18 protein-coding genes and 1 riboswitch are annotated in these 25,512 nt (G+C 51.4%); of the genes, 11 read left to right on the forward strand and 7 right to left on the reverse strand.

The window, feature by feature from the left end; all coding sequences use genetic code 11:
- Positions 1–162 precede the first annotated feature (162 nt).
- The 4 genes from cra to leuO form a co-directional block, all read right to left on the reverse strand.
- Positions 163–1,167: a catabolite repressor/activator gene (gene cra / locus SPM24T3_RS00455; RefSeq protein WP_009634703.1), complete on the reverse strand. Its 1,005-nt coding sequence runs from the start codon at positions 1,165–1,167 to the stop codon at positions 163–165.
- A 198-nt stretch (positions 1,168–1,365) separates the two neighbouring features.
- Positions 1,366–1,857: an acetolactate synthase small subunit gene (ilvN, locus tag SPM24T3_RS00460; RefSeq protein ID WP_009634704.1), complete on the reverse strand. Its 492-nt coding sequence runs from the start codon at positions 1,855–1,857 to the stop codon at positions 1,366–1,368.
- Positions 1,858–1,859: 2 nt separating this feature from the next.
- Positions 1,860–3,578, reverse strand: coding sequence for an acetolactate synthase 3 large subunit (gene ilvI, locus SPM24T3_RS00465; protein ID WP_009634705.1), 1,719 nt, complete (start codon positions 3,576–3,578; stop codon positions 1,860–1,862).
- A gap of 533 nt (positions 3,579–4,111) precedes the next feature.
- A complete protein-coding gene (leuO, locus tag SPM24T3_RS00470; RefSeq protein ID WP_157135221.1) occupies positions 4,112–5,086 on the reverse strand; it encodes a transcriptional regulator LeuO in 975 nt (324 codons plus the stop codon).
- A 581-nt stretch (positions 5,087–5,667) separates the two neighbouring features.
- Between leuO and leuA the strand changes: the two genes are divergently transcribed.
- The 4 genes from leuA to leuD are packed head-to-tail and all read left to right on the forward strand — an operon-like array spanning position 5,668 to position 10,388.
- Positions 5,668–7,281, forward strand: coding sequence for a 2-isopropylmalate synthase (gene leuA, locus SPM24T3_RS00475; RefSeq protein ID WP_009634707.1), 1,614 nt, complete (start codon positions 5,668–5,670; stop codon positions 7,279–7,281).
- A 2-nt stretch (positions 7,282–7,283) separates the two neighbouring features.
- Positions 7,284–8,375, forward strand: coding sequence for a 3-isopropylmalate dehydrogenase (gene leuB / locus SPM24T3_RS00480; RefSeq protein WP_009634708.1), 1,092 nt, complete (start codon positions 7,284–7,286; stop codon positions 8,373–8,375).
- Positions 8,375–9,775: a 3-isopropylmalate dehydratase large subunit gene (gene leuC / locus SPM24T3_RS00485; RefSeq protein ID WP_009634709.1), complete on the forward strand. Its 1,401-nt coding sequence runs from the start codon at positions 8,375–8,377 to the stop codon at positions 9,773–9,775. Before leuB ends, leuC begins: the two co-directional genes overlap by 1 nt.
- A 10-nt stretch (positions 9,776–9,785) precedes the next feature.
- A complete protein-coding gene (gene leuD, locus SPM24T3_RS00490) occupies positions 9,786–10,388 on the forward strand; it encodes a 3-isopropylmalate dehydratase small subunit (protein WP_009634710.1) in 603 nt (200 codons plus the stop codon).
- A 38-nt stretch (positions 10,389–10,426) separates the two neighbouring features.
- On the opposite strand, the gene SPM24T3_RS00495 is transcribed toward leuD, so the two are convergent.
- Positions 10,427–11,590 (reverse strand): MFS transporter, encoded by a 1,164-nt coding sequence (locus tag SPM24T3_RS00495; RefSeq protein ID WP_009634711.1) that lies wholly within the window; start codon positions 11,588–11,590, stop codon positions 10,427–10,429.
- A 246-nt stretch (positions 11,591–11,836) separates the two neighbouring features.
- Between SPM24T3_RS00495 and sgrR the strand changes: the two genes are divergently transcribed.
- From sgrR to thiQ, 4 genes are all read left to right on the forward strand, one after another.
- On the forward strand, positions 11,837–13,498 hold the full coding sequence (gene sgrR / locus SPM24T3_RS00500) for an HTH-type transcriptional regulator SgrR (protein ID WP_009634712.1): 1,662 nt from the start codon (positions 11,837–11,839) through the stop codon (positions 13,496–13,498).
- 39 nt (positions 13,499–13,537) lie between these two features.
- Positions 13,538–13,659: riboswitch (TPP riboswitch) on the forward strand.
- A gap of 58 nt (positions 13,660–13,717) precedes the next feature.
- Positions 13,718–14,704: a thiamine ABC transporter substrate binding subunit gene (thiB, locus tag SPM24T3_RS00505; RefSeq protein ID WP_009634713.1), complete on the forward strand. Its 987-nt coding sequence runs from the start codon at positions 13,718–13,720 to the stop codon at positions 14,702–14,704.
- Complete coding sequence (gene thiP, locus SPM24T3_RS00510; protein ID WP_009634714.1) at positions 14,680–16,290, forward strand: thiamine/thiamine pyrophosphate ABC transporter permease ThiP; 1,611 nt, start codon at positions 14,680–14,682, stop codon at positions 16,288–16,290. Before thiB ends, thiP begins: the two co-directional genes overlap by 25 nt.
- Complete coding sequence (thiQ, locus tag SPM24T3_RS00515) at positions 16,274–16,990, forward strand: thiamine ABC transporter ATP-binding protein ThiQ (RefSeq protein ID WP_037377279.1); 717 nt, start codon at positions 16,274–16,276, stop codon at positions 16,988–16,990. Before thiP ends, thiQ begins: the two co-directional genes overlap by 17 nt.
- Positions 16,991–17,094: 104 nt before the next feature.
- Here the strand turns inward: thiQ and SPM24T3_RS00520 are convergent, their stop codons facing one another.
- Positions 17,095–17,862, reverse strand: coding sequence for a DedA family protein (locus SPM24T3_RS00520; RefSeq protein WP_009634716.1), 768 nt, complete (start codon positions 17,860–17,862; stop codon positions 17,095–17,097).
- 460 nt (positions 17,863–18,322) lie between these two features.
- Between SPM24T3_RS00520 and SPM24T3_RS00525 the strand changes: the two genes are divergently transcribed.
- The 3 genes from SPM24T3_RS00525 to rluA all read left to right on the forward strand — a co-directional run bounded on the left by SPM24T3_RS00525 (position 18,323) and on the right by rluA (position 24,473).
- The gene (locus tag SPM24T3_RS00525; protein ID WP_009634717.1) at positions 18,323–20,692 is read left to right on the forward strand and encodes a DNA polymerase II; all 2,370 of its coding nucleotides are present in this window, start codon (positions 18,323–18,325) and stop codon (positions 20,690–20,692) included.
- 200 nt (positions 20,693–20,892) lie between these two features.
- On the forward strand, positions 20,893–23,790 hold the full coding sequence (gene rapA, locus SPM24T3_RS00530) for an RNA polymerase-associated protein RapA (RefSeq protein ID WP_009634718.1): 2,898 nt from the start codon (positions 20,893–20,895) through the stop codon (positions 23,788–23,790).
- A complete protein-coding gene (gene rluA / locus SPM24T3_RS00535; protein WP_009634719.1) occupies positions 23,787–24,473 on the forward strand; it encodes a bifunctional tRNA pseudouridine(32) synthase/23S rRNA pseudouridine(746) synthase RluA in 687 nt (228 codons plus the stop codon). Before rapA ends, rluA begins: the two co-directional genes overlap by 4 nt.
- 93 nt (positions 24,474–24,566) lie before the next feature.
- Here rluA and djlA read toward each other — a convergent pair whose 3' ends face one another.
- Positions 24,567–25,385 carry a co-chaperone DjlA gene (djlA, locus tag SPM24T3_RS00540; protein ID WP_009634720.1) on the reverse strand — a complete coding sequence of 273 codons (819 nt, stop codon included), beginning with the start codon at positions 25,383–25,385 and terminating at the stop codon, positions 24,567–24,569.
- Between the last annotated feature and the right edge of the window lie 127 nt (positions 25,386–25,512).

Genomic DNA, 25,512 nt, shown 5'->3' on the forward strand with positions numbered 1-25,512 from the left:
CTCTTAATCTTAATCGACGGTGGCTTTTTAAGAATTGTCGAAATCTTTTCGCCGCAATTTCAGCCATTCAAAAGTATTGTTTTGTAAAGTTTAGGGTTAATGCAGAAAAAGCCGGAAGGGGCGAGTTCAGAAATGCAGATACGCATTATCTGAACCCGGAAACTATTTACGGCTGAGACTGCCGCGACGGAATAAGTTACGACGAATACGGGTCAGGCCGGCTTTTGGCTTTCTAGGTTCATCGAGGCAGGCAAGCACCAGTTCGAGCACGCGCTCTGCTACATCGCGATGTCTCTGCGCCACGGCCAGCACCGGACACTCGAGGAAATCCAACAGTTCGTTGTCGCCAAAGGTAGCAATAGCAAGATCCGCGGGTAACCTGCCCTGCTGTTTTAGCGTGACATCCATAACGCCCTGCAATAGTTGGAACGACGTGGTGTACAATGCTTTCGGCATCTCATGTGTTTTGAGCCACTCGGCAAAAACTTGAGCAGCTGAATCGCGATCGTAGGCATTGGCGTACAGATAATCTGGCTTACGCGAGTCGCCTTCCCATGCCTGACGGAAACCTGATTCACGCAGGAAGCTAACAGAAAGCTCAGGCAGTGCGCCAAGATACAGCACGCTTTCGGCAGGGAATTTACGCAACTCATCGGCCAGCATAAACGCATCTTCCTGATCGGCGCCGACGACGCTGATAAAGTTCTCGGGATCCAGAGCGCGATCGAGGGCGATGATCGGGAAATCATCTTTTGCCCAGCGCTGATAGAAAGGATGTTCCGGCGGAAGTGAAGTAGAAATAATAATTGCGTCGACCTGACGCTGCAACAGGTGCTCGATACAGCGCATTTCATTATCTGGCTGATCTTCCGAGCAGGCGATCAGCAGTTGATAGCCACGCTGGCGCGCCTGACGTTCCAGAAAATTAGCAATTTTTGTGTAGCTGGTATTTTCCAAATCGGGAATGACCAGCCCAATCGAACGGGTTCTGCCTGCGCGCAGTCCTGCCGCAACGGCATTTGGGTGGTAGTTATGTTCCTTCACGACAGCCATGACTTTCTCGACTGTCTTATCGCTGACACGATACTGCTTCGCCTTGCCGTTAATAACATAACTGGCAGTCGTACGCGAAACACCCGCTAACCTCGCGATTTCATCCAGTTTCACCAAGAACCCCTTAATAAAAGTAAATACCCTGAATATCTAACCCAATAAGACCCTACTCGGCAAGGTGTTTTACCATAACCCCTTAGCCCGATAGTGAAAAGTCAGGGAATGCGCACGGAATAATAAAAAATAAAAAAGCCCAACCGGAGTTGAGCTTTTTAGCGATGACGGGGGTTTTAATCATCCCGAATGGCAATATTAGCGCATCACCTTATCACCGCGTGACACACCGACCACGCCCGAGCGAGCAACCTCAACAATCTCGGCAACGTCACGTACCGTGTTGAGGAAGGCATCGAGCTTGTCGCTGGTGCCAGCAAGCTGAACCGTGTAAAGCGTAGCAGTCACATCAACAATCTGCCCACGGAAGATCTCGGTAGAGCGTTTAATCTCTTCGCGGCCGTAGCCTGAAGCCTGCAGTTTAACCAGCATGATCTCACGCTCGACGTGAGCGCCCTGCACCAGTTCGTTTACACGCAACACGTCCACCAGCTTGTGCAGCTGCTTCTCGATCTGTTCCAGCACCTTGGCATCACCCACTGTCTGAATAGTCATACGCGACAGAGTAGGATCGTCGGTCGGGGCCACGGTCAGGCTTTCAATGTTATAACCGCGCTGGGAGAACAGCCCGACAACGCGAGACAGTGCGCCTGATTCATTCTCTAACAGTACTGATAAAATCCGGCGCATGATTATGTCCTCTCCGTTTTGCTTAACCACATTTCGTCCATTCCACCGCCACGGATCAACATTGGGTAAACGTGTTCGGTTTCATCCACGCTGATATCGACAAATACCAGACGATTTTTTAACGCCAGCGCTTCGGCCAGTTTGCTTTCGAGCTCGTCAGGATGGCGAATGGCGATCCCGACGTGACCGTACGCTTCAGCAAGTTTGACGAAATCAGGCAGCGATTGCATGTAAGACTGAGAGTGGCGACCCGAGTAAATCATGTCCTGCCACTGCTTCACCATGCCAAGATAGCCGTTGTTAAGGTTAACAATCACCACCGGCAAATCGTATTGCAGCGCGGTTGAAAGCTCCTGGATATTCATTTGGATACTGCCGTCGCCGGTAACACAGACTACCGTTTCATCCGGCAGACCAAGTTTGACACCCAGCGCGGCGGGCAAACCAAAGCCCATGGTGCCGAGGCCACCGGAGTTTATCCAGCGGCGCGGTTTATAAAACTGATAATAAAGAGCCGCAAACATCTGATGCTGGCCGACGTCGGAAGTAACGTAAGCTTCGCCCTTGGTCAGACGATGCAATGTCTCGATCACTGCCTGTGGTTTGATGGTACCCGTGTTTTTATCGTAACCGAGGCAATTCTTGGCCCGCCATTGCTCAATGCTTTGCCACCAGTCACGCAGCGAATCGAATTCTTGCTTCTCTTCGGCGGTTTCCAGCAACTCAAGCATTTGCACCAGCGTTTGTTTGGCATCACCAACGATTGGGATGTCAGCATTGACTGTTTTCGAGATCGAAGTAGGGTCAATATCGATGTGCATGATGGTCGCGTTAGGGCAGTATTTTTCGAGATTGTTGGTGGTACGGTCGTCAAAACGCACGCCCACGCCGAAGATCAAATCGGCATTGTGCATGGTCATATTGGCTTCGTAAGTTCCGTGCATACCAAGCATGCCCACGCTCTGGCGGTGAGTGCCGGGGAAAGCGCCCAGGCCCATTAGCGTTGATGTTACCGGCAGATTCAATTTTTCCGCCAGCGTCAGCAATTCGGCGCTGCACTCGGAATTCACTGCGCCACCGCCGACGTAAAGCACCGGCTTTTTCGCTGCCATTAACGTCTGCAAAGCACGTTTGATCTGCCCACGATGGCCTTGCACCGTTGGGTTGTAAGAGCGCAGCGAAACCTGCTCTGGATAGGCATAAGGCAGCTTAATCTGCGGGTTCACCACGTCTTTCGGCAGGTCAATGACCACCGGCCCAGGTCGGCCGGTAGATGCCAGATAAAACGCTTTTTTCAGAACGGTAGGAATATCTTCCGCACGCTTGACCAGGAAGCTGTGTTTCACAATAGGCCGAGAAATCCCGACCATGTCACATTCCTGGAAGGCATCGTAGCCAATCAGCGAGCTGTGAACCTGACCGGAAAGCACGACCATGGGGATGGAATCCATATAAGCAGTGGCAATACCGGTAATGGCATTGGTTGCGCCAGGTCCTGAAGTGACCAGAACTACGCCGACTTCTCCCGTCGCACGCGCATAGCCATCGGCCATGTGCACTGCGCCCTGCTCATGTCTCACCAGCACATGATCAATCCCGCCAACCGTGTGCAGGGCATCATAGATATCCAACACCGCTCCGCCGGGATAACCGAATACATGTTTTACGCCCTGATCGATTAACGACCGGACGACCATCTCGGCTCCTGACAACATCTCCATGGGTTTGCCTCCAGGCTTGTCTTCTTATTTGTGACGACTCGTTTCTAATGGATGTCGGAAATCGTTCCCTAATCCCGGATATGAGGGCTTGGCACCCTTCTGTACTGTTTTAATGTTCTGAATATAACTGATTACCTTAACGTCAGAATTTAGGTCAGGCAAACGACAAAAAACCATAGAAACTACAAGGCTATCTTGAGCCGCTGCATTTATCATAGTTATTGGAATAATAAACCATACAAGCGGCGCTGCTAGTGGGGGATATAACGCTGAAGGAGTTAATTACAGAATTAAATTATGCCCCATTAGGGCATATTTTTTATATAACAAAAAGTGATCTTCATCACGCTATGAGGTTAAGAATCCAAGTCTTTTCTTGATTTTCAAATAAACACCTGAAGCAGACGCCATAATAACCGGGCTCGCGTGGCTGGTTTTTAAAAGAAAATAAAAGTAGGTTAAGCTGCCGCAAGCCGTTTGGTAAAAAAAATCACAACGCAATTTTACCAGTATAAAAAACTACAAAAAAGCCCTTAGGGCAGGCTTACATTCTGCGTCAACAACTCCTTCATCCACAGATGTCCTTTGTCTTTACTCGCGGATTCATGCCACGATAAATAACTGGTTATTTTATTATTAATCCATGGCAAACGGTCAATTTTCAAATTTAATCTTTCTGCACTCTGCTGCGCTAGCCACTTAGGCACGACTGCTATCATTTCAGTTTGCGAAACAATTTCCATTACGCTGAACAGGCTCGCCCCCTGATAACAAACTCTCTTATGGGTTTCGGGCTTATTATAATAAGGGAAACTAAATGATGACGGCCCATTAAGTCTGACAACCGCATGTTTCTCTTTAAAATAATAGGACTGGCTAGCCTGCTGCTGAATGCGCGGATGATTATTAGAGGAAATCAACACAAGCTCATCTTCGAAAAGCTTTTGATTATAATAGTCGGCACGATCAATGCTGCGGTAATCAATGACAAACTCAAGCTCCTGATAGCGCAGTTGATTTTCGATATTATCGCTAATCAGTGATCCAATATTCAAGGTCACGCTGCGCGAATGCTGCTTGAGCACGCCAAGAATCTTGGGGGCCAGCAGCAGGTCAAGCGGGCTGCTGATAGTGATGGCAAACTGTCTGCGACTGGTTTGAGGATCGAAGCAAAGGCCGGGTAACTCATTAGTGACCAGTTGCAAAGCCTGACGAATCGGTCCGTAAAGTTGATGAGCACGTGCAGTAGGTTCTATACCGCGACCTGAGCGAACAAATAGCTCATCGCTGAACATATTTTTTAATCGGGAAACAGCATTACTGACTGCCGGTTGTGACATTCCCAGCATCCGTGCGGCACGTGTTATATTTTGCAATTGCATCACCGCGTCAAATACGGTTAATAAATTTAAATCTGCACGGCGTAGATGGTTATCCTCATGGCTGACTTGTACTTTATTGTCAGGAATTCTTTTACTCTGCGTTTTATCTAAAATAATGTCAGTCATGACGCCTCCCACATTAAAAGTTAAGTCCATTTGAACCAACACCTAAACCAACGCGATTAGCTCGCTATTTATCAGCTGTAACCCTGTGATTATTTATCCACGATGAAATAAACTACCGCAAAAGGTTAAATTTCTATCTGAGTAATTCGTGATAATCCTTATCAGAGACCTTTTATTTATGAGAAAAACCTGATTATTTGGCTCTGTTTAGCGATAAAAATGCTCGGGTAACTTGATTCACTGTTGAAGCAGGTATTTTCAGAGTTTTATTCCGGATTAAAACCCTGTCCTTTATATTGCCTTTTCGCCTGTGAATGCAGACAAGAGTTGACATCAACTCCGCATTCAAGTATCAATTTAAAGCACTGGCACAACGCCACTCAATTACAGAGAAGCTGAAATCGAAATGTTAAAATTCACCCGTCTACTTGGCCTACTACTCAACGCAGAATCATTGCGCGGTATGCCAGTGGGTGAAAGCAAGAACTGATTTCAGCCTCCACAAATAGCAAACCCGCGCAAATGCGCGGGTTTTTTTTTATCCGCAAAGCGCGAAAATAACCTCGACAAGGAACATAGACATGAGTGAACAAGTCATTATTTTCGATACTACGCTGCGTGATGGTGAACAGGCACTGCAGGCTAGCCTGAGTGTTAAAGACAAGCTGCAAATCGCCATTGCTCTGGAAAGAATGGGGGTAGACGTGATGGAAGTTGGCTTCCCCGTTTCTTCTCCCGGTGATTTTGAATCGGTACAGACCATCGCCCGCCAGATTAAAAACAGCCGAGTTTGTGCTCTGGCACGCTGTGTTGATCAAGACATTGATGTCGCCGCCGAGGCTCTGCGAGTGGCGGAAGCTTTCCGTATCCACGTATTTTTGGCAACCTCTACCCTGCATATCGAATCGAAGCTGAAACGCTCATTTGATCAGGTATTGGAGATGGCCGTGCACTCAGTCAAGCGCGCCCGTAATTACACCAATGATGTTGAATTCTCTTGTGAAGATGCGGGACGCACGCCGTTGGATAATTTGTGCCGCGTGGTCGAAGCCGCCATTAAAGCCGGAGCTACCACTATCAATATTCCTGATACTGTAGGCTATACCACGCCTCACCAGTTCAGCGGAATCATTACTAATTTGTATGAGCGTGTGCCAAACATCGATAAAGCAGTGATTTCCGTCCACTGTCACGACGATTTGGGCATGGCGGTCGGCAACTCTATTGCAGCGATTCAAGCTGGTGCTCGTCAGGTTGAAGGCACGCTTAACGGTATCGGCGAGCGCGCGGGTAACACCGCGTTGGAAGAAGTGATCATGGCGATTAAAACCCGCTCCGATTACATGCAGGTGCATACCAATATCAATCATAAAGAAATCTATCGCACCAGCCAGATAGTCAGCCAGATAACTAACATGCCAATCCCAGGTAACAAGGCGATTGTCGGCTCCAATGCCTTCGCTCACTCATCGGGAATTCATCAGGACGGCGTTCTGAAAAATCGTGAAAACTATGAGATTATGACCCCGGAATCGATTGGCCTGAATCAGGTACAATTGAACCTGACTTCCCGCTCGGGTCGCGCCGCAGTGAAGCATCGCATGCAGGAAATGGGTTATAAAGAGTCAGACTATAATATGGATCACCTGTATAGCGCGTTTCTGAAACTGGCCGACAAGAAAGGTCAGGTTTTCGATTATGATTTGGAAGCGCTGGTGTTTATTAATAAACAGCAGGAAGAGCCTGAATTCTATCGTCTGGACAATTTCAGCGTGCAGTCTGGTTCTAGCATCAATGCGACTGCCTCGGTGAATCTGGCCTGCGGTGAAGAAATTCAGACCGAAGCTGCTATTGGCAACGGTCCAGTCGATGCAGTTTATGAAGCCATCAACCGCATCACCGGTTATGACATTGAGTTAATTAAATATCAGCTGACGGCGAAAGGTCATGGGCGTGATGCGCTGGGTCAGGTTGATATTGTTGTGTCCTACCAAGGGCGTCGTTTTCATGGAGTTGGATTGGCAACAGATATTGTTGAATCCTCTGCGAAAGCGATGGTGCATGTGCTGAACAGTATCTGGCGCAGCAAGCAGGTAGAAAAAGAGAAACAACGCCTGCAAAACGATCGTAACTCATTGAATGAAAATCAGAACGACAAACTGAATAGCAAACAAAATAATCAGGAAACGGTGTGAACATGAGTAAGACCCATCATATTGCTGTATTGCCCGGCGACGGAATTGGCCCAGAAGTTATGGCTCAGGCTTATAAGGTGCTTGAAGCTGTCCGCCAGCGTTTTGGTTTAAACATCACCACCAGTGAATACGACGTCGGCGGCGCGGCTATCGACAAACACAACACGCCGCTGCCTGCGACCACCGTTGCTGGCTGTGAACAGGCCGATGCGATTTTATTCGGCTCAGTGGGTGGCCCGAAGTGGGAACATCTGCCCGCCGACTCTCAGCCAGAGCGCGGTGCATTACTGCCTTTGCGCAAGCACTTCAAGCTGTTCAGCAATTTGCGCCCTGCCAGTCTTTATAAGGGTCTGGAAGAGTTTTGCCCGCTGCGCAGCGATATTGCCGCACGCGGTTTCGACATTCTGTGCGTACGCGAACTGACCGGCGGCATCTATTTCGGCCAGCCAAAAGGGCGTGAAGGTCAGGGCCAGCACGAGAAAGCCTTTGATACAGAAGTTTATCACCGTTACGAGATTGAACGTATTGCTCGCATTGCGTTTGAATCTGCACGTAAACGCCGTAATAAAGTGACATCAATCGACAAAGCCAACGTCTTGCAATCTTCAATTTTGTGGCGTGAAGTGGTCGGCGAAGTGGCAAAAGATTACCCGGACGTGACTCTGACGCACATGTATATCGATAACGCGACCATGCAGTTAATCAAGGATCCGTCACAGTTCGACGTCATGCTTTGTTCCAACCTGTTCGGCGATATTCTGTCTGACGAATGCGCGATCATTACCGGCTCTATGGGCATGTTACCTTCTGCTAGCATGAATGAGCAGGCGTTTGGCCTGTTTGAACCTGCTGGTGGTTCTGCACCAGACATCGCGGGTAAAGATATCGCCAACCCAATTGCGCAAATCCTGTCGCTGGCATTGCTGTTACGTTACAGCCTGGGCGCTGAAGAAGCGGCAGGCTCGATTGAACAAGCGGTTAACCAGGTATTGGAACAGGGTCATCGTACCGGCGATTTGGCAAATGGTGGCCACGCCGTAGGGACCAACGAAATGGGCGACATCATCGCGAGTGCTGTTGCCGAGGGGGCGTAATGTCCAAAACGTTATATCAAAAATTATTCGATGCGCACGTGGTTTACGAAGCTAAAAACGAAACTCCGTTGCTCTATATCGACCGTCATCTGATTCATGAAGTTACCACCCCGCAGGCCTTTGACGGCCTGCGAGCGATGAATCGTGGCGTGCGCCAGCCGGGTAAAACCTTTGGCACCATGGATCATAACGTTTCAACGCAGACTAAAGATATCAATGCCAGCGGTGAAATGGCGCGCATTCAGATGCAGGAACTTATCAAGAATTGCGCCGAGTTTGGCATTGAATTATACGACCTGAAGCATCCATTCCAGGGCATTGTCCACGTGATGGGTCCTGAACAGGGGCTGACTTTGCCGGGCATGACGCTGGTTTGCGGTGATTCACATACTTCGACTCACGGAGCTTTTGGCACACTGGCCTTTGGCATCGGCACCTCGGAGGTCGAACACGTGCTGGCGACGCAAACCTTGAAACAGGGGCGCGCCAAAACCATGAAGATTGAAATTGTCGGCGACGCGCCGGTCGGCATCACGGCCAAAGACATTATTTTGGCAGTGATTGGCAAAACTGGCACCGCCGGTGGTACTGGTCACGTAGTGGAATACTGCGGACCGGCAGTTGAAGCATTGAGCATGGAAGGTCGTATGACACTGTGCAATATGTCGATCGAGCTGGGTGCCAAAGCTGGTCTGGTTGCGCCTGATGCAACGACCTACGCCTATTTGAAAGGCCGCAAGTTTGCGCCGAAGGGCCAGGATTGGGATGACGCCGTGGCCTATTGGGAAACAATTAAATCCGACGCTGACGCAGTGTTTGATCAGGTGGTAACGTTGGACGTAGCGGATATTGCGCCACAGGTGACATGGGGAACTAACCCGGGACAGGTGATGGGCGTTAACCAAACGATACCTTATCCAGCCTCTTTCAGTGACCCGGTAGAAAGGGCATCGGCTGAGAAAGCCTTAGCTTATATGAACTTGCAACCGGGCATTAAACTGACCGACGTGGCTATCGATAAAGTCTTTATCGGCTCATGCACCAACTCGCGCATAGAAGATCTGCGCGCGGCGGCGGCGGTTGCCAAAGGGCGCAAGGTGGCGGCAGGCGTACAGGCGATTGTGGTACCAGGTTCCGGCCCGGTCAAGGCACAGGCGGAAGAGGAAGGTCTGGACAAGATCTTCATCGATGCCGGTTTTGAGTGGCGTTTACCGGGTTGCTCGATGTGCCTCGCCATGAACAACGATCGTCTGAATCCAGGAGAGCGCTGTGCCTCTACCAGCAACCGTAATTTCGAAGGCCGCCAAGGTCGCGGAGGCCGGACTCATCTGGTCAGCCCCGCTATGGCAGCAGCCGCAGCGGTTGCCGGTCACTTTGCCGATATCCGCGAACTGAATTAAGGAGACGCTCATGGCAAAATTCATTACCCATAGCGGTCTGGTCATTCCATTGGATATCGCTAACGTCGATACCGACGCCATTGTGCCGAAGCAGTTCCTGCAAATGGTGACCCGCGTAGGTTTTGGCCAGTTTTTGTTCTATGACTGGCGCTATCTGGAAGGTCAGGGCTATACGCCTAACCCTGATTTTATTCTGAATAAACCTGAATATCAGGGTGCCAGCATATTGTTGGCACGAGAAAATTTTGGCAGTGGCTCATCTCGTGAACATGCGCCATGGGCATTGACCGATTACGGCTTCCACGCCGTAATCGCGCCAAGCTTTGCTGATATTTTTTACAACAACTCCTTTAATAACCAGCTATTGCCGGTGACGCTGAGTGAAGAGCAAATTGACGAGCTGTTTACGTTGGCGAAGGAAAACGTTGGGATTCATTTCGACGTCGATCTCGAAAATCAAGTTGTGCGCGCTGGCGACAAAAGCTATCCGTTTGAGATAGACAGTTTCCGCCGCCACTGCATGATGAACGGGCTGGATAGCATCGGTCTGACGCTGCAACATGAAGACAGTATCTCGGCCTACGAGAAGACTCAGCCTGCCTTTATGCGTTAATTCGTTAGCTCAGTACTCCTGACCCGTCGCTCGGCGGGTCAGACATTTTTAACCCGGGTCATCAGGATTAGCGCGATAGCTGAAAGCCCTAACGCCGACCAATACACCTGATAATGCCCAAAATTTTCTACAATCGTGCCCTGCAATACGCCAGCCAAAATAGCGCCGGTGGAGATACTGTTGGTGAACAAAGTCGTCGCTGAACCTGCCCTGCCCGGCATTAAATCCTGAAAATACAGCATGCCAATACCCGCGATAATGCCGATAAAAATCGCGTTAAACAGCTGCAGGATCATTAACGCTGCTTTGAACTGGAACAAGATAATCCCCAGATAAAACAATACGCCAAACAAAGTCGCACAAAGCATCAGACGTTTTTTACCGGTGCGCTTTACCAGTGTTCCAGCAATCAGCATCACCGGAATTTCCAGCCCGGCAGCAGCACCCATCAATAGCCCGGCCAATCCTTCCGGCAAGTGCATGTCCGCAGTGATATATAGCGGCATATCAATGATGTACATAATGTTGCAGGTCCACATCAGCAGCGAGGCAACAAACAGGAGCCTCACGTCACGATTTTTCCATGCACTAACGGGAACGGCCACTTCATCGACCGGTTGCTCGATCCTCTCGACCGAGGGCAGAAAGAACCACACCATCAACGCGCCAAAGGCGAATACCGCCGCAGCACAGAGATACATCAGGGTAAAGCCGTAATTAAGCGCCAGCATAAAGGAGATGGGGGGTCCCAGCACCCAGGCCAGCGACAGCGTTGCCCGCATCATCGAGCTGAACATCACCACTTCGCGGGCGGAGCGGTCGGCGTATTCACGTGCCAGAGCAAACAACTGTGGCATTGAGGCGTTGCCGATCGCGGCCAGCAATACCCCAACGCTTATCAGCACCAGATAATCTCGGCTAAAAGCAAAAACCAGACTATTGCCAATCGCCAAAAGAGTGCAGTAAAACAATAACCTGCGACGATCACCCTTTTTATCGGAATAGTTGGCCAGCAGGAAACTGATCACAATCCCGGCCAGCGCATTGACGGTATAGAACAGCCCGACCCACAGTGGCCTGACCTTGACTTCATTGGTGAGAAACAGACTGAGAGTCGGCGCCTGTAGCGCCCCGGCTATCCCACTCAGAAAAGACACTAGCAGGAAAGTTGCAAATATAAGTGATAAACGGCGAGAAGACATAAACCATCCCTGATAACAGTCGAACTGTATGGCGTGTAGGCACATTCAACTCTAAGCGTAAGAGAGTAAACACAAAAAAACCAGTGAGTGACCTCACTGGCTGGCGACATTTCACCATTACTCAGAAAACGGCTGGCAGCAGTGAAGCAGCAAGCATCACGCTACAGGACTCTTTGTTGCCAGAGATTATGGTCGTAATATAGGGAAAGATAAATTGATGGGTTTGCTTACAGGAGTTCCTCTTTTATGTCATCGCCACGTTTGCAGCAGCAGTTCCTTCGCCTATGGCAGTTTTGCCATGGAGAACCCGTAGAAACTACGTTACAGGCGCTGTCCGAGGCCCTTAGCTGTTCGCGCCGACATATGCGATCGCTGCTGGGCAACATGCAAAAGGAGGGCTGGCTCCATTGGGAGGCGGAAGCCGGCAGAGGGAAAAAGTCGCGGCTAACGTTTCTGTTTACTGGTCTGGCATTGCAGCAGATGCGGGCCGAGGAACTGCTGGAGCAGGACCGCGTTGATCAGTTAGTACAGCTGGTGGGAGACAAAACGGTAGTTCGCCAAATGCTGCTTTCACAGCTCGGGCGTCGTTTTCGCCAGGGGAAACATATACTTCGTGTCCTTTACTACCGCTCTCTTCCCAGCCTGCTTCCCGGCAGCATGCTACGTCGTTCCGAGACCCATTTGGCGAAGCAGATCTTTAGCGGGCTGATTGGTATAAATGAGGAAAATGGGGAACTGCGCGGCGATATCGCACATCACTGGCAGGAAGTGACTCCATTGCACTGGCGTTTTTATCTGCGCCCGGCGATTCATTTTCACCACGGCCGCGAGCTGGAAATGGCTGATATAATCACGACTTTCGCGCGGCTCGATTCTCACCCACTGTTTAGTCATTTTTCACGCGTCGAATCGCCCACCCCTAACGTGATAGATATTTTTCTCCATACGCCGGACCGCTGGTTACCCTGGCTGCTTGGCAGCGTGCATGCGCTTATCCTGCCGCAAGAATGGCAAACGCTGAAGGATTTTGCCCGTCATCCGATGGGTACCGGACCTTATGCAGTGGTTCATAACCAGCCAACACAGCTCAAGATACGCGCCTTCGATGACTATTTCGGTTATCGTGCATTGCTTGATGAGGTGAATATTTGGGTACTGCCGGAACTGACCGAGGAACTGGTACATTCTGGCGTTCAGCTACAGGCTGATGACACCGCCAACGATCAGTTGGAAAGTCGGCTCGAAGAAGGCTGCTATTTTGTGCTTTTCGACCAGCGATCTACCGTGGGAAGGAACCCGGCACTGCGTGAATGGCTTTGCGAGGTGCTTAATCCGATTGCCCTGCTCAATGCTTCTGCCCCTGCTTATCAGCGCTATTGGTCGCCGGCTTACGGCCTGTTACCCCGCTGGCACCATCGACGCCCGCAGATTCAGCAGCCAAAACCCTCTAATATTCAAGAGCTAACCATCACCTTTTATAGCGATCATTCTGAGTATCGGGACATTTGCCAGGCCCTGACTCCTCTGCTGGCCAAACATGATGTTAAACTTAATATTCAGGTGGTGGATTACGCCAAGTGGCAAAATGGAGAGGCCGCAAGTGATATCTGGCTCGGCAGCGCAAACTTCACCTTGCCGATTGAGTTTTCGCTGTTTGCTACCCTGTTTGAACTGCCGCTGATGCAGCACTGCCTCGATGACAGGCTGCAAATTGCCGCCAATCAATGGCGCTCCGGCGAGTTTCCGCTGGCGGAATGGTCACAGAAATTAGTCAACGACAACCATGTACACCCGCTATTTCACCACTGGTTATTGCTACAAGGACAACGCAGCATGCGCGGGGTCAGGATGAATACCCTGGGCTGGTTTGACTTTAAATCTGCCTGGTTTGCGCCCCCCGACGCATAAACCTGCTTTCAACGCTGTCACATAATCTCTACAATAGCGCCGTTCTCAACGGGGTGCTGATCCACTGATTTTGCGCAGGCAAGTTCGGTCTGAGGCTGAGAAAAAACCCGTCGAACCTGATCCGGTTAATACCGGCGAAGGGATTTGAGAGTGCATTTTGCTGACTCAAAGTCCTTTGCCACGCCTATTTTTCTCTCAAGGTAAAAGTTGGAGTGCAAAGTGTTTAAAAAATTACTGCCCTGCCTGATGCTGGTCGCTGCACCGGCATTCGCTGCCAAGCCTGTTCTCACTGTATACACCTACGACTCCTTCTCCGCCGATTGGGGCCCTGGCCCGGCGATAAAGAAAGCTTTCGAAGCCGACTGCGGCTGCGAGCTGAAATATGTTCCTTTAGAAGATGGCGTTTCACTGCTGAACCGCCTGCGGATGGAGGGGAAAAACAGCCCGGCCGACGTGGTTGTAGGCCTTGATAACAACCTGTTGCAGGCAGCCGAGCAAACTGGCCTGTTTGCCAAACCTGCCGTCGACCAAACTCAGCTCGATATTCCGGGCGGCTGGCACGACAGCACTTTCGTTCCTTACGACTATGGTTACTTCGCTTTCGTCTATAACAAAGACAAACTTAAAAACCCGCCGAAGAGTCTGAAGGAATTGGTCGACAGCCCGCAGCCCTGGAAAATTATCTATGAAGATCCACGCACCAGCACGCCTGGCCTGGGCCTGCTGCTGTGGATGCAAAAAGTTTACGGTGACAAAGCGCCAGAGGCCTGGCAGAAGCTGGCGAAGAAGACTGTGACGGTCACTAAAGGTTGGAGTGAAGCCTATGGCCTGTTCCTGAAAGGGGAAAGCGATCTGGTGCTGAGCTACACCACTTCTCCGGCATACCATATTATTGAAGAGAAAAAAGACAACTACGCGGCGGCCAATTTCAGCGAAGGTCACTATCTGCAAGTTGAAGTTGCCGGCCAGCTTGCGGCCAGCAAGCATCCGGAGTTGGCGGCCAAATTTATGAAATTTGTCACCAGCCCGGGTTTCCAGAACGCTATTCCTACCGGCAACTGGATGTATCCGGTAGTGAAATCGCCGCTGCCAGCAGGATATGATGCCCTGACCGTACCGAGCATTTCGCTTCAATACAGCGCCAAAACCGTCGCTGAGAACCGCAGTAAATGGATCCAGGCATGGCAGAACGCCGTCAGCCATTAATCCCCAACTGGCTATGGCCCGGTGCCATAGCCGCATTGGTTATCCTGCTGGTGGCCTTTTTGGCACTCGGCTCACTGCTGCGCCATGCCCCGGCACTCCAGCTAAAAGCCGTCTGGCAGGATAGCTATTTGTGGCACGTCATCCGTTTCACCTTTTGGCAGGCACTGCTGTCGGCGCTATGTTCCGTGTTACCGGCCATCTTACTTGCCCGCAGCCTTTATCGGCGGCGTTTTCCCGGCAGACAATGGCTGCTGAGACTTTGCGCCATGACACTGGTGCTGCCAGTGCTGGTCGCGGTGTTTGGTATCCTTAGCGTTTATGGCCGCGAAGGCTGGCTCGCCCAACTGTTCGCAGCGTTAGGGCTTCAATACCGTTTCTCGCCTTATGGGCTGCAAGGCATTCTGCTGGCTCATGTGTTCTTTAATTTGCCGCTGGCAACGCGCCTGCTGCTGCAATCCCTTGAAAACATTGCCATCGAGCAGCGCCAGCTTGCCGCTCAGCTTGGCATGAACGGCTGGCAACAGTTTAAATTCGTGGAATGGCCAGCATTAAGACGACAAATTCTCCCCGCCGCCGCGCTGATTTTCATGCTCTGTTTTGCCAGTTTTGCCACTGTGCTATCGCTGGGCGGCGGTCCGAAAGCCACTACCATCGAGCTGGCTATCTATCAGGCTCTGAGTTATGACTACGATTTAGGCCGCGCCGCGCTATTGGCATTGATTCAGCTATTCTGCTGTCTTGGATTGGTGCTGCTGAGCCAGAAGCTCAGTCAGGCGCTGCCGGTTGGGCATACGCACGCCCAGCGCTGGCGCGATCCGGCCGATTCACTGTTTCGCCGATTCAGCGATGGCTTACTTATTCTGCTTGCCCTACTGCTTATCTTGCCGCCGCTGGTGGCCGTCATCCTCAGCGGCTTGAATCATTCCCTGCTCGCCGTGCTACATCAGGAGGCGCTATGGCAATCGCTGTGGATGTCAGTCCGATTGGCCATTGGCAGCGGCCTGCTGTGCCTGCTGTTGGCAATGATGTTGTTATGGAGCAGCCGCGAACTTCGCCTGCGTCAGCGTAATAACTGGGGGCAAAGTCTAGAACTTTCAGGAATGCTGATTTTGGCCATGCCCGGCATCGTACTGGCCACCGGCTTCTTTTTGCTGCTCAGCGACACCAGCGGACTGCCACAGTCACCGTGGATGCTGGTAATTTTCACTAATGCGCTGATGGCTATCCCTTACGCACTGAAAGTTCTCGAAAATCCGATGCGTGACGTGGCCGAGCGCTATTCATTGCTGTGCTTGTCACTGGATATGAAGGGCTGGAACAGGCTGCGCTGGATTGAATTGAGCGCCCTTAAACGGCCGATGACGCAGGCGCTGGCGTTTGCCTGTGTGCTTTCGTTAGGTGACTTTGGGGTAATCGCGCTATTTGGTAATGAAAATTTCCGTACACTGCCTTTCTATCTCTATCAGCAGATGGGCTCGTACCGCAGCCAGCAAGGCGCAGTGACGGCGATGCTGTTACTGATATTATGTTTCCTGCTGTTTACCCTTATCGAAAGATTACCGGGCCGCCATGCTGAATCTAAATAAAGTCACTTATTTGTATGAACATTTACCGATGCGCTTTGACCTGCATATCGCAGCAGGCGAACGCGTGGCGATCCTTGGACCCAGCGGCGCAGGAAAAAGCACACTGCTGAGCCTGATTGCCGGTTTTTTGTCGCCGGGATTAGGCACCATCGAGCTGAATCAGCAGGATCATACTCATTCGCCACCGGCAAAACGTCCGGTTTCGATGCTGTTCCAGGAAAACAATCTGTTTTCTCATCTTACGGTTCGCCAGAATATGGGGCTGGGGCTGCATCCTGGGCTGAAGCTTGATGCCGACCAGAAACAGAAGTTAACTGAGCTGGCTCAACAGGTTGGGCTAAAAGAGTGTCTGGATCGCCTGCCTTCACAGCTTTCCGGTGGGCAGAGACAACGTGTGGCACTGGCCCGCTGCCTGCTGCGCAGCCAGCCTATTTTATTGCTGGACGAGCCCTTCTCCGCGCTGGATCCGGCCCTGCGAAGTGAAATGCTCGCCCTGCTCGACAGTGTGTGTCAGCAGCAGCAACTTACACTGCTGATGGTGTCGCACAACCTTGACGATGCGGCGCGCATTGCTGAAAGAACGCTACTGGTAGTTGATGGCCGCGTGTTTTATGACGGGCCGACTCAGGCGCTGACCGACGGCAGCGCCCCAGAGGCAGCAATATTGGGAATGAGTAAATTATTGGCTAAAGGATTTTGACACCATGGCAAGGCGCAAGTTTGTGAGTCCCAATGAGCATACAAATTAAGTTATCGGGATACACATTTGCGGCCAACGCTGCCATGGCACTAAGGGATAGGCTGTTACCGAGTGATTACCTTGTAGAGCAAATGAGCGTAAATCGGCATCAGCGGCTGCTTGCTTAGCATATAGATGCTAATCACTGTCGCCGCGAGGCTCAGTAAACTCACCCAACGCAGGCGTGGCAAAGGCAACCATCGAGTAACCGCATCCGATTTTGTTTTATCAGAACGCAGCCAGCGCCAAAGCAACCAGGCACTGAGCCAAATCAGCACCACGGTAATAAACAACGCCCATTTGAACACCGAGCTTTCATGGCTGTGCGGAATATCAATTGCCACCCCGGCCAGAATACCCGGCAAGAAATAAACAGGTGGCCAGGTGATACAGCCGACAATGTTTGGCGGGGCGAATTTATAAGGCGGCAGGTTGAGCATGCCCGCAAGCAGCGGTACCAAAGGTCGGGTCGGTCCGATAAAGCGTCCAAGGATCACCGTCGCAAAGCTGTGCTGCTCAAGGGCATTGCCAGTTTTGTCGACTATTGACTGATAACGTTTTAAAAAAGACCAATTGTGTAGCGGTTCCTTAAAGGCGCGTCCGATAAAGTAAGACGCCCAATCGCCAAAGAAACAGCCTAGTCCTGCAGCTAACCATGCTTCGTAAAGACCTACCTGACCACTACCGATCAGCGTACCTAGTGTCGCCATCATGACGGTGCCGGGCAACAGCAGTCCCACTAACGCCATCGACTCGAAAAATGCCACGACAGAAACAATGATAAGTGCGAAACCCACTGACTGAGCGACCAAATGTTGTAGATAGGCTTCCATATAATTCCAGAGTTAAGGTACGCATCACGCGCACGGTACGGCAAACCTTTATTTCTTATAAGGTTGAAAACTGTCAACGCACAACAGACGATTTACGCTCTGAGTGACCAGCAAAAAGTTTAGCCCTTGAAATCGAGACCTCAAGGTTTTGCACTTTAGTGTAGCCATCACAGCTTAAGCGAAAATGAAAGAGGCTGAATTGTCGGTAAATGGTAAAGGCGAGTCAACCCAGTAATTGTATGCGCATTTAATCCTTCTCTTTTGTCACTGGTTGCTCAACTGGCTGCTTTAACCACAGGAACTGTATAAATAACCATGCTATATTTAGTGTGTCACTTCCCTTTAACAGCAGCATTTTCCGAAGCCTTTGCGCTAAAAAATTCGTTTACAAGCCGCTATCAATAAGCACTTATCTATAAAAATCGAGGTCGTTATCAACCACGTTACTGCGCAACCCAACTTGCAGACTCAGCCACGCCAAGGCTTCGTGCTGACCCGGCATTGGCGCGATACACCGCAGGGAACGGAAGTCGACTTCTGGCTGGCAACCGACGAAGGTCCACAAAAAATTCGACTGCCCGCACAGGAATCAGTGGCCTTTCTGCCTGTTGAACAGCAGGAGAGAGCGGAACAACTGTTGCTCGGCGAAAAGGGCTATACCCTTCGTCCGCTGCCGTTAAAAGATTTCCGCCTGCGCCCGGTGGTTGGACTTTATTGCAACGGCCATCGCCAACTGATGCGCATTGAAAAAATGCTAAAAGATGGAGGTCTTACTCTTTATGAGGCCGATATCCGCCCGCCGGAACGATTCCTGATGGAGCGTTACGTCACCGCACCGGTGTGGTTCACCGGCACGCCAGGCAGTGATGGTATCCTGCTGAATACCAAGATGAAGCCCGCAGAAACTTACCGCCCTACGCTTAAATTATGTTCGCTGGATATTGAAACCAGCGGCAATGGCGAGCTTTATTGCATCGGCCTCGAAGGCTGCGGCCAGCGCGATGTCTACATGCTCGGTCCAGCCAACGGAACTCCCGGCAGTCACGGTGATTTCAACCTCGAGTACGTGGACAGCCGCCCACAGCTGCTACAAAAACTCAATGATTGGCTGCAGCGCAATGACCCGGACGCGATCATCGGCTGGAGCGTTGTGCAGTTTGACCTGCGAGTTCTGCAGAAACACGCCGATCGTTACAAGATCCCGCTGCGTTTTGGCCGCGACGGCAGCACGCTTGAATGGCGTGAGCACGGTTTTAAACAAGGGCACTTTTTTGCACAGGCCGCTGGCCGGTTGATTGTTGACGGCATTGAAGCACTAAAATCAGCGACCTGGAACTTTCCGAGCTTTAGTCTGGAATACGTCTCGCAAACTTTACTCGGCGAAGGCAAAGCGATTGACAACCCCTATCAGCGTCTGGCAGAAATTGAGCAACGCTTCCGCCAGGATAAACCCGCGCTGGCCCGCTATAACCTTAAAGACTGCGAACTGGTCACTCGCATTTTTGCCAAAACCGAGCTGCTGTCGTTTCTGCTGGAACGCGCGTCGGTAACGGGATTAGCAGCCGATCGCAGCGGCGGATCAGTGGCGGCATTTACCCATCTTTATCTGCCGCGCATGCATCGTATCGGTTTTGTGGCACCCAATATGGGAGAGCGGCCCGACGAAAACAGTCCCGGCGGATTTGTGATGGACTCTCGCCCCGGCTTGTATGATTCGGTGCTGGTACTCGATTATAAAAGCCTGTATCCGTCGATCATCCGCACCTTTCTCATCGACCCGGTGGGCTTGATTACCGGACTGGATCAACCGGATGATGCCCATTCGGTTCCCGGCTTTCGAGAGGCCTATTTTTCACGCACTCAGCACTGCCTTCCTGAAATAGTCCGTCAGATTTGGCAAGGGCGTGAGGCGGCGAAAAAACTGAAAAATCAGCCACTTTCGCAGGCGCTGAAGATTATTATGAACGCGCTCTATGGCGTATTGGGAACCAGCAGCTGCCGCTTTTTTGATTCTCGACTGGCTTCGTCGATTACCCTGCGCGGCCACGAGATCATGCAGCAAACCCGTAAACTTATAGAAGAAGAAGGCTATCAGGTAATTTATGGTGATACGGATTCAACCTTCGTTTGGCTAAACAGCGCACATAGCAACGAAGATGCCAATGAGATCGGCCAACGGCTGGTGGTGAAGGTCAATCAATGGTGGAAGACGCATCTTAACCAGGAGCTGGGTCTTGAAAGTGCGTTGGAGCTGGAGTTTGAAACGCATTATCAACGTTTCCTGATGCCCACTATTCGTGGCTCCGAATTAGGCAGTAAAAAACGTTACGCCGGCCTTGTAAAAGACGCAGACGGGGAGCATATGGTTTACAAGGGGCTGGAAACTGTTCGTACCGACTGGACCAAACTGGCGCAGACTTTTCAACAGTCGCTGTATGAGCGGATTTTCCACGAGCAGCCTTACCAGGACTATATTCGCGATTATGTCGCGAGCACTCTGAACGGGGAATTTGACGACCAGCTTGTCTACCGTAAACGTCTACGTCGCAAGCTGACTGAGTATGAGCGCAACGTTCCGCCCCACGTTCGCGCGGCACGTCTGGCCGATGAATATAATTTGGCCAACGGTCGACCCATGCAGTATCAGAACGGCGGCTGGATAAGCTATGTTATGACGACTTCAGGACCGGAGCCGCTGGAGAACCGTCAATCGCCTATCGACTATGATCATTACATCGAGAAACAACTCGAACCGGTCGCAGACGGCATTCTTCCGTTCCTGCATGACGATTTTGCTACACTGATAACAGGTCAAATGGGATTGTTTTAACCATATGGCGCAATGACAGGTGACGAACGGCCTACCTTCAATTAACATAGCGCCCTTTCCCATTTCTTATCTTACCTCAAAAAATTAATAACTCCACGCCTTAATGGGCGGGGAAAGAAAAGCTATTACATAAAGTTTGATAATTATCAGTTAAAGGGCACTACAGCCCAACAGACAGACACAAAGCACAGAGAGACAATATGCCCTTTACACTTGGTCAACGCTGGATAAGCGACACGGAAAGCGAATTAGGTTTAGGTACTGTGGTCGCAGTAGACACGCGCATGGTCACCCTGCTTTTCCCCGCTACTGGTGAAAACCGCCTGTATGCCAGAAGTGATTCCCCTATCACCCGCGTAATGTTCAACCCGGGCGATACCATCAGTTGCCACGAGGGATGGCAGCTGAAAGTTGAAGAAGTCGTCGAGGACAAAGGTCTGCTCACTTATGTGGGAACGCGTCTGGACACCGAGGAAGAAGGTGTAGCAATGCGTGAAGTGCTGCTCGACAGCAAACTGACCTTCAGCAAGCCTCAGGATCGCCTGTTTGCCGGTCAGATTGACCGCATGGACCGCTTCGCTCTGCGTTTTCGTGCACGCAAATATCAACGTGAACAGTTCCGCCTGGAATTTGGCGGCCTGCGCGGCATGCGTGCCAGCCTTATCCCACACCAGCTGCACATCGCCTATGAAGTCGGCCAGCGCCATGCGCCACGCGTTCTGTTAGCCGATGAAGTCGGTCTGGGTAAAACCATCGAAGCGGGGATGATCATCCACCAGCAGCTGCTTTCTGGCCGCGCCGAGCGTGTGCTGATTGTGGTGCCCGAGACCCTGCAGCACCAGTGGCTGGTCGAGATGCTGCGCCGTTTCAACCTGCGTTTCTCGCTGTTTGATGACGATCGTTACGCCGAATCACGCCATGACGCGACCAACCCGTTTGAGTCTGAGCAGCTAGTTATCTGTTCTCTGGACTTCGTGCGCCGCAATAAACAGCGCCTCGAAGAGCTGAACGACGCAGAGTGGGACATGCTGGTCGTCGATGAAGCCCATCATCTGGTTTGGAGCGAAGACGCGCCAAGCCGTGAATACATGGTGATTGAGCAACTTGCACAGAATATTCCAAGCGTGCTGTTGTTGACCGCAACTCCTGAGCAGTTAGGTCAGGAAAGCCACTTTGCCCGTCTGCGTTTGCTGGATCCGGACCGTTTCCACGATTACGAAGAGTTTATCGAAGAACAGCAGCAATATCAGCCGGTTGCCGATGCAGTCACCCTGTTGCTCAACAAACAGCCGCTGACTCCTGAAGCGCTGGCCCTGCTGGGTGAGAGCGTAGGCAATGCAGACGTTGATACTTTGCTCACCGCCGCCAATAAAGGTGATGAAGACGCTGCTAAAAAACTGGTTGCGATGCTGATGGACCGCCACGGCACCAGCCGCGTGCTGTTCCGTAACACCCGTAACGGGGTTAAAGGTTTCCCGGAGCGTCATCTGCAGGCCATTAAGCTGCCATTGCCGACCCAGTATCAGACGGCGATTAAAGTTTCCGGCATCATGGGTGCCAAGAAATCTCAGGAAGCCCGCGCGCTGGATATGCTGTATCCAGAACAAATTTATCAAGAATTTGAAGGCGATAACGCGACCTGGTGGAACTTCGACCCACGCGTCGAATGGCTGCTCGGTTACCTTACTGCCAACCGTGATAAAAAAGTGTTGGTTATCTGTGCCAAAGCGGCCACCGCGTTGCAGCTGGAACAGGTTCTGCGTGAGCGTGAAGCGATTCGCGCTGCGGTGTTCCATGAAGGCCTGTCGATTATTGAACGTGACCGTGCAGCGGCTTATTTTGCCTCTGAAGAAGATGGCGCGCAGGTATTGCTGTGTTCTGAAATCGGTTCGGAAGGCCGTAACTTCCAGTTTGCCAGCAAAATGGTGATGTTTGACCTGCCGTTCAACCCGGACCTGCTTGAACAGCGTATTGGCCGTCTGGACCGTATCGGCCAGCAAAATGACATCGAAATTATGGTGCCATATCTGGAGCAAACCGCTCAGGCAATCCTGCTGCGTTGGTTCCACGAGGGTCTGGATGCGTTTGAACACACTTGCCCGACCGGGCGCACCATCTACGACGGCAGCTATCAGCAGCTAATCGGTTTTCTTGCGACGCCAGCAGAACAGGAAGGCCTCGATGAGTTTATCCTCACCTGCCGTGAGCAGCATGATGCGCTGAAACAGCAGTTGGAGCAGGGTCGTGACCGCCTGCTGGAGATGCACTCTAACGGCGGTGAACCGGCGCAGGCGCTGGCAACGGCGATTGCCGCGCAGGATGACGACGTTAATCTGGTGAATTTCGCGCTAAATCTGTTTGATATCGTGGGTATCAATCAGGAGGACCGCAGCGATAATCTGATTATCCTGACGCCTTCCGATCATATGCTGGTGCCGGATTTCCCTGGGCTGCCGCAAGATGGCTGCACCGTCACTTTCGATCGTGAGCAAGCGCTATCACGCGAAGATGCCCAGTTTATCAGTTGGGAACACCCGATCATCCGCAATGGTCTGGACCTGATCCTTTCTGGTGACACCGGAAGCTGCGCGGTTTCCATCTTGAAAAACAAAGCGCTGCCAGTGGGCACGTTGCTGGCCGAACTGCTGTACGTGGTGGAATGTCAGGCACCTAAACACTTGCAACTGACCCGCTTCCTGCCGCCAACGCCGGTGCGCATGCTGATGGACCGCAAAGGCACCAATCTTGCAGCACAGGTCGAGTTTGAAAGCTTTAACCGCCAGCTGAATGCAATAAATCGCCATAACTCAAGCAAGCTGGTTAACGCCGTGCAGCAAGATGTTCATGCCATGCTGCAACAGGCCGAACCTCTGATCGCGGTAGAAGCACAGGCATTGATTGAAACCGCCAAGGTTGAGGCCGATCAGCAACTTAGCCTGGAGCTCGAGCGCCTTAAAGCGTTGAAAGAGGTGAATCCAAACATTCGTGATGACGAGCTTGAGGCGATTGATTCTAATCGCAAACAGGTGCTAAACAGCCTTAACGATGCCAGCTGGCGTCTTGATGCCATTCGTCTGGTTGTGGTGAGCCATCAATGATAACGCCACCGCCGTCAAACATTCTGCCGCTTGAAAACTATCATCCGCCAATCGATCCCTGGTTGCGGGTGCTGTTCCAGGACGAACATCTGATGGTGGTAAACAAGCCGAGCGGGCTGCTGTCCGTTCCCGGCAAGGCTGCCGAGCATCACGACAGCCTGATGACACGAGTCCAGCGCGATTTCCCGATTGCCGAATCGGTGCATCGTCTGGACTTGTCCACCAGTGGCGTGATTGCCATAGCATTGACCAAGGAAGCCGAGCGCGAGCTAAAGCGTCAGTTCCGCGAGCGAGAAACCAAGAAGGCCTATGTCGCGCGGGTGTGGGGCCATATGGCGGAAGATTACGGCATTATTGATTTGCCGCTAATCTGCGACTATCCGAATCGCCCCAAGCAAAAGGTTTGCCATGAAACCGGCAAGAAAGCGCTGACTCAGTATGAAGTGCTTTCGTGGGATGCTGACGGTACGACACGGGTGAAGCTTCGCCCGATAACCGGTCGCTCTCATCAGCTTCGCGTTCATCTGCTGGCGCTGGGGCATCCGATTCTGGGCGACAAGTTTTATGCGCACCCTGAAGCTCTGGCGATGGCGCCGCGTTTACAGCTGCACGCGCAGGAGTTATCGATTTACCATCCCATCACCGATGAACCGATGACTTTCAGCTGCGACCCGGATTTCTGATCCCGTAGCGTAATCTTCTCTCTTTAAGCATAAAAAAACGCCGTGAGCACAACTCGCGGCGTTTTTTATAGCTAACAAAACACAAGCCAAAGGTTATTTAAAACCCTTTTCACGCTTGATCAAATCATAGGCTGACTGAATCGACTGCGCTTTTTGCTTGGCCATCTCCATCATTTCCGGCGGCAGGCCTTTGGCGACCAGCTTGTCGGGATGGTGTTCACTCATTAACTTGCGGTAAGCGCGTTTAATGGTGGTGGCATCGTCGGTTGCCTGCACGCCCAACACTTTACAGGCATCGGCCAGCGTCGGCCCCTGAGAGCCGTGCTGGTAACCACCATGCGAGTACTGGCCCTGCTGATTACCGCCAAATTGCTGCCCGCCTTCCATCATGCTCAGGAACTGATCGAACTGATGACGCGAAATACCCAGCTCTTCGGCAATGACGTACAACACCTGGCGCTCGTTGGGATGCAGCGAACCATCGGCAAACGCCGCCTGGATCTGGATTTCCAGGAAAGTACGAATTAGATCAAAGCGTCCGAAACATACGGTGCGCATTTCTCGCATTTTTTCACGCAGCGGATAATTCCCACCTTTACCCGTGCGAAACGCCTGCTGTGCCGACTCTCTTTGAGCGCCGTGAAGCTGCATGCGGTCCATAAACAGGCTGGCTACTTGAATATCAGCCTCTGTTACTCGTCCTTTTGATTTGGTTAAATGCCCCATCACCTCAAAGGTGGTGCGGAAAAAAATAGTTTGTCTTGTCTGCTGATCGGAGAAGAAGCCACGACGTTTTACACTGCGCGCCTTGTCTACCATGTGCCCAACCAACAGCCCCAATACGATTCCCCAGAAGCCAATACCGGACATCAAGCCCAATATTAGTCCGAGCAGCTTTCCCCAATACTGCATATACTCCTCAATTCACAATGCCGTCGCGTAAGATTTGCTTTATCATAACCGGCATTTACCGTTGTGCCTAACGGCTACAGCGTAACCCTGTGGATTTATCACTAGCGCAACGATGATGAGTAAGATA

It is taken from the genome of Serratia sp. M24T3 (genome assembly GCF_000257645.1).
Lineage (GTDB): Bacteria > Pseudomonadota > Gammaproteobacteria > Enterobacterales > Enterobacteriaceae > Rouxiella.

Bases quoted from the DNA above. Each gene is read 5' to 3' on its own strand.
- SPM24T3_RS00520 (WP_009634716.1), bottom strand. From the start codon at position 17,862: ATGGAAGCCTATCTACAACATTTGGTCGCTCAGTCAGTGGGTTTCGCA.
- leuD (WP_009634710.1), top strand. From the start codon at position 9,786: ATGGCAAAATTCATTACCCATAGCGGTCTGGTCATTCCATTGGATATC.
- rluA (WP_009634719.1), top strand. From the start codon at position 23,787: ATGATAACGCCACCGCCGTCAAACATTCTGCCGCTTGAAAACTATCAT.
- rapA (WP_009634718.1), top strand. From the start codon at position 20,893: ATGCCCTTTACACTTGGTCAACGCTGGATAAGCGACACGGAAAGCGAA.
- ilvI (WP_009634705.1), bottom strand. From the start codon at position 3,578: ATGGAGATGTTGTCAGGAGCCGAGATGGTCGTCCGGTCGTTAATCGAT.
- leuC (WP_009634709.1), top strand. From the start codon at position 8,375: ATGTCCAAAACGTTATATCAAAAATTATTCGATGCGCACGTGGTTTAC.
- ilvN (WP_009634704.1), bottom strand. From the start codon at position 1,857: ATGCGCCGGATTTTATCAGTACTGTTAGAGAATGAATCAGGCGCACTG.
- SPM24T3_RS00495 (WP_009634711.1), bottom strand. From the start codon at position 11,590: ATGTCTTCTCGCCGTTTATCACTTATATTTGCAACTTTCCTGCTAGTG.
- thiP (WP_009634714.1), top strand. From the start codon at position 14,680: ATGGCAGAACGCCGTCAGCCATTAATCCCCAACTGGCTATGGCCCGGT.
- leuO (WP_157135221.1), bottom strand. From the start codon at position 5,086: ATGACTGACATTATTTTAGATAAAACGCAGAGTAAAAGAATTCCTGAC.
- djlA (WP_009634720.1), bottom strand. From the start codon at position 25,385: ATGCAGTATTGGGGAAAGCTGCTCGGACTAATATTGGGCTTGATGTCC.
- thiQ (WP_037377279.1), top strand. From the start codon at position 16,274: ATGCTGAATCTAAATAAAGTCACTTATTTGTATGAACATTTACCGATG.
- sgrR (WP_009634712.1), top strand. From the start codon at position 11,837: ATGTCATCGCCACGTTTGCAGCAGCAGTTCCTTCGCCTATGGCAGTTT.
- leuA (WP_009634707.1), top strand. From the start codon at position 5,668: ATGAGTGAACAAGTCATTATTTTCGATACTACGCTGCGTGATGGTGAA.
- leuB (WP_009634708.1), top strand. From the start codon at position 7,284: ATGAGTAAGACCCATCATATTGCTGTATTGCCCGGCGACGGAATTGGC.